This window comes from Flavobacterium sp. (assembly GCF_043773265.1).
Lineage (GTDB): Bacteria > Bacteroidota > Bacteroidia > Flavobacteriales > Flavobacteriaceae > Flavobacterium.
In genome coordinates this window covers 1-13,030 of sequence record NZ_JAYVFH010000168.1, presented here as the reverse complement: position 1 = coordinate 13,030, position 13,030 = coordinate 1, and the positions used below count along the sequence as shown (strand labels likewise).

Sequence of the window (13,030 nt, the reverse complement as noted above, 5' to 3'; positions counted from 1 at the left end):
AATACGCTCTTGCATAGCTCCCATTTCTGTTGCTAATGTTGGTTGGTATCCTACCGCAGATGGCATACGTCCTAAAAGTGCCGAAACCTCAGAACCTGCTTGTGTAAAACGGAATATATTATCAACAAAGAAAAGAACGTCTTTTCCTTGATCTGAACCAGCACCATCACGGAAATATTCTGCAATAGACAACCCAGAAAGTGCCACACGTGCTCTTGCTCCTGGTGGCTCATTCATTTGACCAAAAACGAAAGTTGCTTTTGACTCTCTCATTCCGGGCATATCAACTTTAGATAAATCCCATCCACCTTCTTCCATAGAGTGCATGAATTCTTCCCCGTATTTTATAATTCCTGACTCTAACATCTCACGAAGTAAGTCATTTCCTTCACGTGTTCTTTCTCCTACTCCTGCGAATACTGAAAGTCCACCGTGACCTTTTGCTATATTGTTAATTAACTCCTGAATTAATACTGTTTTACCAACTCCTGCACCACCAAACAATCCAATTTTACCACCTTTAGAGTATGGCTCAATCAAATCGATTACTTTGATACCTGTAAATAAAACTTCAGAAGATGTAGATAAATCTTCAAATCTTGGTGCTGGACGGTGAATTGATAATCCGTTTTCGCCAGTTTTTGGTAAATTTCCTAAACCATCAATTGCATCTCCAATTACATTAAACAATCTTCCATAAACATCTGCACCGATTGGCATTTGAATTGGATTTCCTGTAGAAACTACATCTGTACCTCTACTTAAACCATCTGTAGAATCCATAGAAATGGTACGAACTGTATCTTCTCCTATGTGTGATTGTACTTCAAGTACTAATAAAGTCCCATCTTTTTTAGTGATTTCTAATGAATCGTAAATTTTTGGTAATTCAGCATCTTTACTGTTGAAAACTACGTCAACTACTGGTCCGATGATTTGAGAAACTTTTCCTATTGCTTTTGACATTGCTTATGTATTTATTTAATAGCGTTTTAGAAATGAAAAAATGATGTCTTTTTTCAGAGTGCAAAGATAATTTTTCTAAATAGAAAATCAATAGTAAAATGCTATTTTTTTAAATGTTTTTTGATTTTTTTTCGACATAACATCTCCAACATGAATTAATCTATAAATAATAAACAAAAAACCACCAACCGAAGTTGATGGTTTATATATTTTATATCAAACTATTTTATAAAGAAGCTGGATATAATATTCTTGAACTTGCTAAACTTACACCTTTAAAGTTTGAACCATAAGCTGTGTTTATAGCTTCAATAAATTTATTAGAAATAAGTGCATATCCTCTTGGACCAGGATGAACTCCGTCTAGAGAAAATCCTCCACCAGTTACATAAGTTGATTTTACAGTATATCCATTCCCAGAAATACCAGTTGTTGCAACTTGATTTAACAATGCATTTGCATCAACAAAAGCTAAATCTTTTGCGGCAGCCAAAGCTTGAATCGATGCGTTGAAAGCATCAGTTGCAGTTTTAACTTCAGATGTTTCAAATGCTGTTAATGTTGTATTGTCTTGCATAGGATATGAAACTCCAATAGTACTAAATGAAGCTGGAACTCCAGCTTGAGTGGTTCCAATTACACCTCTTGCTGTTAATAAAATGTAATCTTTATTAGGAGCAACATTACTTGCGTGTCTTGCTCTGCCATATAAATTTCCTATAAAACCTGCAGTTGGTGCTGGATAACCAGCGCTAATTAATGCAGTTGTTATTTGTGTTGATATGTTTATTAAACTATCATCTACAATTAATAATGGATTTTTTTCTATAGTTGCTGGATTTGCATCATCAGCAACAATTGTAGCAAATCTTGTTGGTAAACCTGCACCAGTTAAAGCTGCATTAATTCCACCAAACAATTGATTTAATGATGTAGCACTTGCAGCTGGCAATCCCGGAATTGGGTTTGTTGGTACAGTTGTGAAAAATGGAACCGAAGTTACATAAGGAATGTTTGCAACAACACCTTTTGCTCCACCAGCAGTGATTCCGTCTAATAAAGTAGAATAAACACTTGCAAATACATTTGGATCTGTAATATCATTTCCTCCATAAGTTGCTGGATTTAAATTTCCTGATTGATTTGTACCGGTTCCTCCAGAAGTAGCATAGCTTAAAACATCATTATTTCCTATCCATAGAGAGAAAAATGTTGGGCTTTGTGCAACTGCATCACCAAGAATGGTTGCAGAAGTTGAAGATGCAAAACGAACAAAATATGGATTTGCATAAGTACCAATTCCAGCAGGATTACCATAAGAATTTGATAGTAAATGAAAACTTTTTGCTCCAGGAACTCCCATGTTGTTAAATTGTCCAGATAAATGATTTGTGATTTCTGTTGATGGCGTTCCTGATACTGGCACTGGACCAGTTCCATTAAAATATAATCTTGGTCCTTGAATTTGTGTTCCTCCAAGAAGTAAACCTCCAACATTATCATTCATTAAAGGGATTTTAAATTCGCCACCACCAATTAATGAAAACTGTTGTGATAATAAATTAGTGTATGAATCTTGTTGTCCTTGAATGAATAATGCATTATCTGCATAACCTGCAGTTAAAGAGTTTCCAAGTGCTACATATTTAGTAAAATCTGCAGAACCTGCTGTTAATGGCAAACCGTCTGATGTATCATAAGTCGTTACATCTTCATCATCGCTACAAGCTACAAAGGTTAAAGAAACCAATAATAGCCATTTAATATTTTTTATCATAATTATGTGTGTTTTATGTTATTGTATTATTATGGGTTGATTGTTAATGATGCGAAATATTGTTGACCAATTGCTCCTGCACCAAGAACTTGAATATATTCTTTACCACCAATATTTGTAGCTCCAATTTTAATTGTTGATTTTAATTTTGGAATAGAATAGTTTATTTGAGCATCGACAACTGTTGCAGCATCAATAACTCCGTCTGCAAAAGAAGATTGCCATAAATATTCATCATTCCATCTTCCGCTTACATTGAAACCAAAGTTTTTAAATAATTTGTCATTACTTAAAGAAGCTTTAACTCTATGTTTTGGCGTATTAAAACCTGCTTCAAAACTTGGGTCTTTTGCTTGATCAAAATCAAATTGAGCATAATTATAGTTAGCAGAAAGCTCAAAGTTTTTGATTATTTTTCTTGAAGCACCAATTCCAAAACCTAAAGATTTAATTTCGGTATTTGTATTTGTATATAATTGATAAGCTCTTGTGTTTCCATTTGTTAAAGCATGAATAGTTTGTGCTCCTGGATCAGTTGGTCCAGCAAGTGGATTTGGAGAATCTTGAGTTGTACCATAAAAAGGCGAAACAACAGTTAGGTTACCAATAAAATCATTGTATATATTATAATAACCATTAATGTCATAAGAGAAACCTTTAGCTTGACCTCTATATCCTAAATCTATAGCTTTTACAGTTTCTGGTTTTACTAGGCCAACATTAGTTTTTTTCAATAAAGTTGAAGCTGTAATTGGATCTGATGGAGCCAAAGCAGCAAATGCCTGAACAGAAGAAGCTGTATATGAATTATAATAAGCATTTTGACCTGTCATTACAACTGTTGTTCCTCCAGCAAACGCTTGACCAACTGCTGTATTAACATTTAAAGTTTCTGAAAAACGATCTAAATTATCTGGAGCAGAACCAATTAATACTGCATTACCAACATTGAACCCTATGTATTGATCTTGAGTTGTTGGATTACGGAAACCTGTTTGAAATGACCCTCTAAAGTTATGGTTTTTTTGTTCTCCTGCAGAATATACAAATGATACTCTTGGAGAGAAACTTCCATCAAAATTTTGACTTTTATCGTAACGAACAGAACCAGTAAATTTCAATCTGTCTTCCATAAATTTCTTTTGAAGTTGTGTATATGCTCCATATTCGTCATAAATAATACCTCCAAAAGCTGGTGTATCTGTGTAGATTCTACCAAAAGAGTTTAAGTCATATCTTCTATATGAACCTCCAACTTGAACTTCTGCAAATTTTAATAAATCTTTAAAGTTATAATTTGCATCTGAGTGATAAATTTTAGAATTATCTACAAGTTTAGAACCAGTTAATACATCTGGATTAGAGATTACATTTTTGAAAGCTGCGTCAAATGCTGGAGTTCCTGGAATTAATCTTCCTGTATCTGCAATATTTCTTGCTGCAATGTGAGCGTTTTCTGGAGTTGCACCAGCTAAAGTTGATTGAACATAAGTTGCAGCATATTGACCAAACCAAGTTGCATCTGATTTCCATGCTCTATTGATGTTTATTCCTGTAAAACGCATATCATATGAATCTCCACCATCTTCTGTTGTAAAATATCCTCTCAGGAAGAAATTTTTGCCTTTAAACTCAATTTTATGTTGTTGCATAAAGAAATCATTTAAATAATATCTGTTTGCACCTTGATAAACTGTGTTTCCAAAACCAAACTTACTTTGCAGAATAACTTCAAAATCATTTGCCCATGGCTTTAAATGTAAAGAGAAATCAACTTTAGCATTTTTCACTTGATTATCTGTTAAATCAGTTTCATTATAACCAGTTCTTGAAACATTTTCGTTTGGTAAAATAGCATTAAAAGCAGCAAATTGACTTGCATTTATAGCTCCAGCGTTTAACAATCCTTGCGCAACATTTTTTATATTAGTTGAAACTTCATCACCATAAATGTTTAGACCATTGTAATTGTGATGACTTCTATCTCTACCTGGAAAAGCTAAATCGTCATAATTAGTTGCATACCAATCTGTTCCTTTCATAAAAGAAAAGTTTGCTTTAGCAGCAAAATGTTTAGAAAAAGCATGTGCAACACGAACTCCATAATCATAATAAGGATTAGCACCTGCTGCAACTTGATTTGTTTGACCATATTTTACATAAGAAGAAACGCCTTGAGAAGTAAATGGACTTTTACTACTCATGAATAAAATTCCGTTGAAGGCATTTGCACCATATAATGCAGAAGATGCTCCGGGAAGTAATTCAACACTTTGAACATCAATTTCTGATATTCCAATTAAATTTCCTAAAACGAAATTTAATAATGGAGATGAATTGTCCATGCCGTCAACAAGTTGTAAAAATCTTGTGTTAGCAACAGTTGCAAAACCACGAGTGTTTATAGACTTAAACGACATACTACTTGTATTCATTTGAACTTCTTTAAGATTTTCTAAACCGTCATAAAAAGTTGGAGAAGCTGATTTTTTAATGTCTTTAACTCCCATTCTTTCGATTGTGACTGGAGATTCTCTAATTCTTTCTGGCGCTCTTGAAGCCGAAACAACTATTTCGTCTAGTTTTGTGTCTTCATCTTCTAAAACAGCATCAACTTTTTGATTAGCTGATGTTACTTCTAATTTTTTTACTCCAAAACCAATACTAGATATTTCTATAGTAAAAGGTGGTTTTTTTGAAGTTTTTAGAGCAAAATTTCCATCTGCATCTGTAACAGTACCGGCAGATTCCCCAACAACTTTTACGTTGGCTCCAGCGATTGGTTCATTTTTACTGTTTTTTACTGAACCTGATATTGAACTTTGAGCAAAAGAAATGCTGCAAAAAAACAATGTCAAAATAAAATAATAAATCTTCATTTGTATAAATTTTTGTTGGTTTAAGTAGCCAAAATACAAATATTTTTTAATATTCATAATAATCTTAAACTATTTTTTATTAATAATTAATTAACAATCAAAATAATGAAAAATTGATAATTATGAAAAATTTAACTTTTTATAATAATTTATGATTTATAATGAATATATTATGCGTACATAGTATTTTTTTAATGTTTTTTGGAAAAAAAACAAAAAAAAAGGCAAGTTTACACTTGCCTTTAAAATTTTGTTGAAAAAAATTTATTCTACCGTTACCGATTTTGCTAAATTTCTAGGTTGATCAACATTACATCCTCTCATGACTGCAATATGATATGATAATAATTGCAAAGGAATTGTTGTTAATAATGGTGATAATGCGTCTGATGTTTCTGGAATTTCTATTACATGGTCGGCAAGTTCTTTAACTTGAGTATCTCCTTTAGTAACTATAGCAATGATTTTTCCGCTTCGAGATTTTATTTCTTGAATATTACTAACTACTTTATCGTAATGTCCTTGTTTTGGTGCGATTACTACTACTGGCATTTTTTCATCGATTAATGCTATTGGACCATGCTTCATTTCTGCCGCTGGATAACCTTCTGCATGAATATAAGAAATTTCTTTTAATTTTAATGCTCCTTCAAGTGCAACAGGAAAATTATATCCTCTTCCAAGATACAAACAGTTTGGTGCGTCTTTATAAATTGCTGCAATTTCTTTGGCAATATCGTTAGTTGCTTCAAGTGCTTCGGCTACTTTTTCTGGAATAACTTCTAGTTCTTGTAAATATCTATGAAAATCAGAATTAGACATTGTTCCTTTGGCTTTTGCAAGTCGAAGAGCAATCATCGTTAAAACTGTAATTTGCGTTGTAAAAGCTTTTGTTGAAGCGACTCCAATTTCTGGTCCTGCATGAGTATAAGCTCCTGCGTGAGTTTCTCTAGAAATTGATGATCCAACTACATTACAAACGCCAAAAACAAAAGCACCTTTTTCTTTTGCTAATTTTATTGCGGCTAATGTATCAGCAGTTTCACCTGATTGAGAAATTGCAATTACAATATCTTTATTGTTGATAATGGGGTTTCTGTATCTAAATTCTGACGCATATTCTACCTCAACTGGAATTCTTGCAAATTCTTCTATTACATATTCGGCTACCAATCCTGCATGCCATGAAGTTCCACAAGCAATAATTAATATTCTATCTGCTTGAACAAATTTTTCGAGATTATCTTCAACACCTGCCATTTGAATTATTCCGCTATTAGCATGAAGTCTTCCTCTATAAGTATCTTTTATAACATTAGGTTGCTCGTATATTTCTTTAAGCATAAAATGCTCGTAGCCACCTTTTTCAATTTGTTCTAAATTCATTTGTAGTTCTTGAATATAAGGATCTACTAATGAATCGTCTTTAATTTTTCTAATTTTTAATGGTTTGTGCAAACGAACAATTGCCATTTCTTCATCTTCAAGATATATTGCATTAGAAGTATATTCTATAAATGGAGAAGCATCTGAAGCTATGAAAAATTCATTTTCGCCAACTCCAATTGCCAAAGGACTTCCTAAACGTGCAACAATAATTTCATCTGGATTTTGTTTGTCAAAAACACAAATTGCATAAGCACCAACAACTTGGTTTAATGCAACTTGAACTGCTTTTCCAAGTTTTAAATTATCTTTCTTTTGAACATCTTCTATAAGGTTTACAAGAACTTCTGTATCAGTATCTGATTTAAAAGTGTAACCTCTTTTTATTAATTCCTTTTTTAATGGCTCATAATTTTCAATAATTCCGTTGTGAATTATTGTTAAATTACCAGAATTAGATAAATGAGGATGCGAATTTACATCGTTTGGAACACCATGAGTTGCCCAACGAGTATGTCCCATTCCAATAGTTCCATTGGTTGTAATTTCTTTTAGAGATTTCTCTTCTAAATCGGATACTTTTCCTTTAGTTTTAGAAACTTTTAGGTCTTTTCCATCATAAAGCATTATTCCAGCACTATCATATCCTCGATATTCTAGACGTTTTAATCCTTTTATTACGATAGGATAAGCTTCTCTATATCCAATATATCCAACAATTCCACACATAAGCTATTATTTATTAGTCAGGTTTGGTATAATAAATTTTAAGTTTTAATCTTTTTCCGTCAGGAATAGTTGAACTACTACCATATAATACTGTTCCAAGCGGATTCATAACACTTGCAATTGGTGTTAAGTCAATATCATTGTAAGTAGTTATAGGATTTGCAAGTTTTGCATTAGTTGTTGCAGTAATAGATTCAGTAACTACCAATCCTAATTTTACATTATCTCTTCTGTTTTCATCAGCAATTAAACTTCTTAAATAATTAGTTAATCTAATTTTATATTGTGTTCCTCTACCATTATCTATATCTTCTTTTTCTAATAAACCGCCATGAATTACTTTATCAAGTTTGTGGTCTGCAGCATTTGTAGATCTATCAGTAGTATAATCTAAAATTGGAACATTGTTTTCCATATCATAAAGATATATTCTATAAGGTTCATTAGAAGTAAACATTGCGTTTTTTTCAATATAAAAAGTTAAACTAGCTTCGTTTATTAACCAACCATCATCTATAATAGCATCCAACTCATCTGGAATTAAATTTTCATCTGAACCATCTTCTCCAAATAATTCTATAACTGCCATTGAGCCGTTTTGACCTTTAAGATATAATTTTTCGTCGCCAGTTGCTGTGTCTGGCGTATTATTACTTAGAGCTGTTGTATAATTTGTACTAGTTGCAGTGTTTTCTGGTTCGAATAAATTTACCGAATTTCCATTAAGTTTAAATTCGATTGATTTTCTAATTCTTTCTGTATTTGTAGCGCTAGTTTCGTCTTGATACACCATTACAATTTTTCCGTTTTTAAAATTTAATAATGCAAGTGATCCTTGATCTACAGAGGTTGATGAATTATTAACTTCAAAATACAATCCTCTAAAATAATCTCTAAATGCATTGTTATTTAATAGTTTTCCTGCCGGTGCATTTACAATTTTGTTAGTAAAGAAAAATTCATTAAGTTCTAGAAACATTCCAGGAGCTAATCTTTCTTTTACAACTGTTTGAGCGTCTTCATCTAGATATTGAAGTTTAATTTCGGTTGTTTTAAACTCAAATTTATCGTTTTGTTTTTCGTCACTAGCATCATTCAATCTAAGTCCACCATTTCCTTTATTATCATCAAATAATTGTTTCTGATTTGAATAATATTTTTGAACTTCTTCTAAACCTGTTGATGCATCAAAATCTCTAAGATAATATCCTGATTCGAAAACATCTAATTTAATTGTGTTGTTACCGTATATTGAATCTAACTCATAAATTTTATCGCCTGCTGTTGTTGTGCTTTTATATTTACTAAAATAAGGAATATACAAATAAACAGAATCTATTACTACTTCTGCAGGTTTTATAAATGTTGGGTTGGCAGCAATAAGTTCTATTTGTGTTACAAAACTAGCTTTGGTTTTTCCAAATAGTGGATGGTTGTAATATCCCAAAGCATTGGTTGGTAAATTATTAGACTGAACCGCTCCAAGTGCTTGGTTATAGGCAACTACAGATTTAGTACTATCAATTTTAAAATCATAGTGATCTTCGCCAATAATATTGGTTCCAACTTCATTAAAATCTTTATCACAAGAAATTAATAAAAAACCAGTTACTACTAATACAGAAGCTTTAAAAAAAGAATTGAATTTCATATTTTTTTTGAAAATTATTATAACATACTTTTATAAAAAGAAGTGTATTGCTGAGCAAACTCTTCTTTGGCAGCGAAAGGTAAAAAAGGTTTTCCCGAAGATTCTATAAATTTTGTTAAACTTGCTGAAAGATTTTCAGATGCAATTATTACTGCGTCAGAATGAATTATTGATGCTTTAATTATGTTTTCATAATTGGGTACTGATAAATCTGAAATTGCCTCTTTTGGAACTCCATCAAATTCAATTTTATTGATCAATTCTACATCAAGTGTTCCTTCAAAAGACTGACTATATATTGAACTTACAATTTTAGTTTCAGAAAATAGTGCTTCATCTTTATAATAATGTTTCAGGTATATTGGAAGCAAAGCTGCCATCCAACCATGAACATGAATAATATCTGGAACCCAATTTAGTTTCTTTACCGTTTCAACAACTCCTTTTGCAAAGAAAATTGCTCTTTCATCATTATCTGGATATAATACTCCATCTTCATCAGTAAAAGTTGCTTTTCTTTTAAAATATTCATCATTATCTATAAAGTAAACCTGAATTCGTTCTTTGGGTATAGAAGCCACTTTAATAATCAATGGCATGTCTACATCATTTACTACTAAATTCATTCCAGAGAGACGAATTACTTCGTGTAATTGATGTCTTCTTTCATTAATATTTCCATACCTTGGCATAAAAATTCTTATTTGTCCGCCTTGATCATTTATCAATTTTGGCACATCATATGACATTAAAGAAACTTCGTTCTCTGCTAAATAAGGCACCACTTCAGATGATACATATAATATCCTCTTATCTTCCATTTATGTAATTATTTGTTCACTAAGAATTAAAAAACATGCAAAATTACAAAAATTTATGCAGATAATTACTAAAGTAGTAAGTTTGCAATCTATTTTAATGAAAATAACATGCTCATTTTTTATAACAAAGCAGATTTAAACATATACCTAAACGCTAGTCGTAGTAATAATTCTACAATTGGTTTTGTTCCTACAATGGGTGCATTACATGAAGGTCATCTTTCTTTATTGCGAGAATCTATAAAAAATAATTTGCAAACAGTAATTAGTATTTTTGTTAATCCAACACAGTTTAACAACCCAGAAGATTTGGCTAAATATCCGAGAACTTTAGATAATGATGTTGAAAAAATAAAATCAATTTCAGATAAAATTATTGTTTATGCACCAACTGTTGATGATATTTATGACGGAAATACCAAATCTACACATTACAATTTTGATGGATTAGAACATCAAATGGAAGGAAAATTTAGACAAGGACATTTTGACGGAGTTGGAACAGTTGTAAAACGATTGTTTGATATTGTAAAGCCAACGAATGCCTATTTTGGAGAAAAAGATTTTCAGCAATTGCAGATTGTAAAAAAACTTGTAGAAAAAGAAAAAATAAAAGTAAACATTATTGGATGCACAATATTTCGTGAACAAAATGGTTTAGCAATGAGTTCTCGAAACGAAAGATTAACCAACTTACAACGTGAAAAAGCAGAAATAATATATAAAACTATTAACAAAGCCAAACAGCTTTTTGGCACGAAATCTGCAAAAGAGGTTATAGAATTTGTAACTGGTCAATTTAAAAACGATTCATTATTTGAATTAGAATATTTTGAAATTGCAGACGAAGCAACTTTGCTGCCTTGTATTAGAAAAAGTAAAAACAAGAAATACAGAGCTTTTATAGCAGTTTTTGTTAATAAAATAAGATTGATTGATACAATTTCTCTTTAAAATTAAAAATTTAATTTAACTTTGCCACATGCAAATTCAAGTTGTAAAATCTAAAATTCATCGTGTTAAAGTAACTGGAGCAGATTTAAACTACATCGGTAGTATTACAATTGATGAAGCTCTAATGAACGCATCTAATTTAATTGAAGGAGAAAAAGTTTCTATTGTAAATATCAACAACGGTGAGCGTTTTGAAACTTATGCAATAACCGGAGAAAGAAATTCAGGAGAAATAACATTAAATGGACCAGCCGCAAGAAAAGTTCATCCTGGTGATATTATAATTATTATTTCTTATGCAACTTTAGATTTTGAAGAGGCAAAAACATTCAAGCCATGGATTGTTTTTCCTAACGAAAACAATAATTCCCTACAATAGTTTGAAAAAATCAATAAGTAAATGGTTATCAATTATTATTCCTTTGGGATTAGGAGCATCGATAATTGTTTATCAATATAATTCCTTTACAACTTCTCAACTTAATGAGATAAAAGGTTATTTTAGAAACGCAAATTATTTATACATTTATCTATCTTTATTTCTTGCTGTTTTAGGATTTTGGTCTAGAGCATATCGTTGGAAATTTTCATTAGAACATTTAGGATATCAAACAAAGTTTCATAATAATTTTATGGCAGTTTGTGTTGCCTACTTAATGAATCTTACAGTTCCTCGTTCTGGAGAAATTTCTAGAGCATTAGTTTTAAAAAAATATGAAAATGTTCCTTTTGATAAAGCATTTGGAACTATTGTTGCAGAAAGAGTTGTAGATTTTATACTGTTTTTATTGTTTGTCTTTATTGGATTTATTTTTCAGTTTAATATACTAAAAGAATATGTTTTAGACAAAATACCTTTTCAAAAATTAATGATATTTCTTGCATTAGGATTTGTATCTTTTGTTTGTTTTATCTTAATATGGTTGTACTCTAACTGGAAAATTGTTGCCAAACTAAAAGAAAAACTTTCTGGATTAATAGAAGGAATGACAAGTATATTAAAAATGAAAAAAAAATGGATGTTTTTATTTCATTCTTTTTTTATTTGGACTACTTATTTATTAATGTTTTATGCTCCAATTTTTGCGTTAAAAGAAACCAGCGATATAGGTTTTGGCGCTGTTGTAATTGCCTTTATATTTGGCAGCTTAACCATTGGTTTTACTAATAGTGGTTTTGGTTTTTATCCATTAGTTATTGCCGAAATTTTTGTATTATATCATGTAGATAAAACTGCAGGAATTGCATTTGGATGGTTGGCTTGGACTTCGCAAACTGTATTAATGATTATTCTTGGCGGTTTGTCATTTTTATTCCTTCCTATTCTTAATAAGAAATAATTTATTATATTGCTTGAGTTTATAATAACTTACATTAAACTCTAACTAAACATGAAAAAATTATTCCTATTTCTATTACTGAGTTTCTCAATAACAATGTTTTCTCAAAAAGTAAAAGACAGTGTTTTATCAAGAAAAATGGACAAGTACCGAGATTTGTCGGTTTCTGTTCCTGCTTCTTACAGTAAAGATTCAAAAAAAACATATCCATTAATTGTATTACTAGATGGCGATTATTTATTTGATGCTTTTGAAGGAGCAATAAAATATGGAAATTACTGGGACGATTTGCCAGAAGTAATAATTGTTGGACTTCATCAAAATGAGGATGATGAACGTTTTGAAGATTGTACAATGGATGCAACTACTGGTTTACCAGAAGGAAAAGGAGAAAAGTTTTTCGAGTTTATTGGTGGAGAATTATTACCTTACATTCAATCTAAATATAGAGTAGGAAACTTCAAAGCAATTGCAGGACACGATATAACTGCAGGATATATAAACTTATTTTTATATAAAGACATTCC

General features: G+C 31.1%; 9 protein-coding genes and 1 pseudogene. 4 read left to right on the top strand and 6 right to left on the bottom strand.

The features are described 5' to 3' along the window. From ACH2BO_RS09265 to ACH2BO_RS09240, 6 genes and pseudogenes are all read right to left on the bottom strand, one after another. Nucleotides 1-966 (bottom strand): annotated as a pseudogene (locus ACH2BO_RS09265) (F0F1 ATP synthase subunit beta); the annotation flags it as partial. A gap of 226 nt (nt 967-1,192) precedes the next feature. Further along, nucleotides 1,193-2,743 (bottom strand): G-D-S-L family lipolytic protein, encoded by a 1,551-nt coding sequence (locus tag ACH2BO_RS09260; protein WP_395044466.1) that lies wholly within the window; start codon nt 2,741-2,743, stop codon nt 1,193-1,195. Nucleotides 2,744-2,772: 29 nt separating this feature from the next. Then, nucleotides 2,773-5,622 (bottom strand): TonB-dependent receptor, encoded by a 2,850-nt coding sequence (locus ACH2BO_RS09255; protein ID WP_395044465.1) that lies wholly within the window; start codon nt 5,620-5,622, stop codon nt 2,773-2,775. 264 nt (nt 5,623-5,886) lie between these two features. Then, the gene (glmS, locus tag ACH2BO_RS09250; protein ID WP_395044464.1) at nt 5,887-7,737 is read right to left on the bottom strand and encodes a glutamine--fructose-6-phosphate transaminase (isomerizing); all 1,851 of its coding nucleotides are present in this window, start codon (nt 7,735-7,737) and stop codon (nt 5,887-5,889) included. Between the two features lie 13 nt (nt 7,738-7,750). Next, nucleotides 7,751-9,388 (bottom strand): DUF4270 domain-containing protein, encoded by a 1,638-nt coding sequence (locus ACH2BO_RS09245; RefSeq protein WP_395044463.1) that lies wholly within the window; start codon nt 9,386-9,388, stop codon nt 7,751-7,753. Between the two features lie 17 nt (nt 9,389-9,405). Then, a complete protein-coding gene (locus tag ACH2BO_RS09240; protein ID WP_395044462.1) occupies nt 9,406-10,209 on the bottom strand; it encodes a glycogen/starch synthase in 804 nt (267 codons plus the stop codon). 108 nt (nt 10,210-10,317) lie between these two features. On the opposite strand from ACH2BO_RS09240, the gene panC reads away from it, so the two are divergent. From panC to ACH2BO_RS09220, 4 genes are all read left to right on the top strand, one after another. Next, nucleotides 10,318-11,163: a pantoate--beta-alanine ligase gene (gene panC / locus ACH2BO_RS09235; RefSeq protein ID WP_395044461.1), complete on the top strand. Its 846-nt coding sequence runs from the start codon at nt 10,318-10,320 to the stop codon at nt 11,161-11,163. A gap of 28 nt (nt 11,164-11,191) precedes the next feature. Further along, nucleotides 11,192-11,542 (top strand): aspartate 1-decarboxylase, encoded by a 351-nt coding sequence (gene panD / locus ACH2BO_RS09230; RefSeq protein WP_395044460.1) that lies wholly within the window; start codon nt 11,192-11,194, stop codon nt 11,540-11,542. A gap of 1 nt (nt 11,543) precedes the next feature. Continuing rightward, nucleotides 11,544-12,503, top strand: coding sequence for a YbhN family protein (locus tag ACH2BO_RS09225; RefSeq protein ID WP_395044459.1), 960 nt, complete (start codon nt 11,544-11,546; stop codon nt 12,501-12,503). A 51-nt stretch (nt 12,504-12,554) separates the two neighbouring features. Further along, the coding region (locus ACH2BO_RS09220) for an alpha/beta hydrolase (protein WP_395044458.1) at nt 12,555-13,030 on the top strand (476 nt) is incomplete at its 3' end.

Coding starts and splice junctions, on each gene's coding strand:
- ACH2BO_RS09240 (WP_395044462.1), bottom strand. CDS start 10,209: ATGGAAGATAAGAGGATATTATATGTATCATCTGAAGTGGTGCCTTAT.
- ACH2BO_RS09260 (WP_395044466.1), bottom strand. CDS start 2,743: ATGATAAAAAATATTAAATGGCTATTATTGGTTTCTTTAACCTTTGTA.
- ACH2BO_RS09255 (WP_395044465.1), bottom strand. CDS start 5,622: ATGAAGATTTATTATTTTATTTTGACATTGTTTTTTTGCAGCATTTCT.
- ACH2BO_RS09245 (WP_395044463.1), bottom strand. CDS start 9,388: ATGAAATTCAATTCTTTTTTTAAAGCTTCTGTATTAGTAGTAACTGGT.
- panD (WP_395044460.1), top strand. CDS start 11,192: ATGCAAATTCAAGTTGTAAAATCTAAAATTCATCGTGTTAAAGTAACT.
- panC (WP_395044461.1), top strand. CDS start 10,318: ATGCTCATTTTTTATAACAAAGCAGATTTAAACATATACCTAAACGCT.
- glmS (WP_395044464.1), bottom strand. CDS start 7,737: ATGTGTGGAATTGTTGGATATATTGGATATAGAGAAGCTTATCCTATC.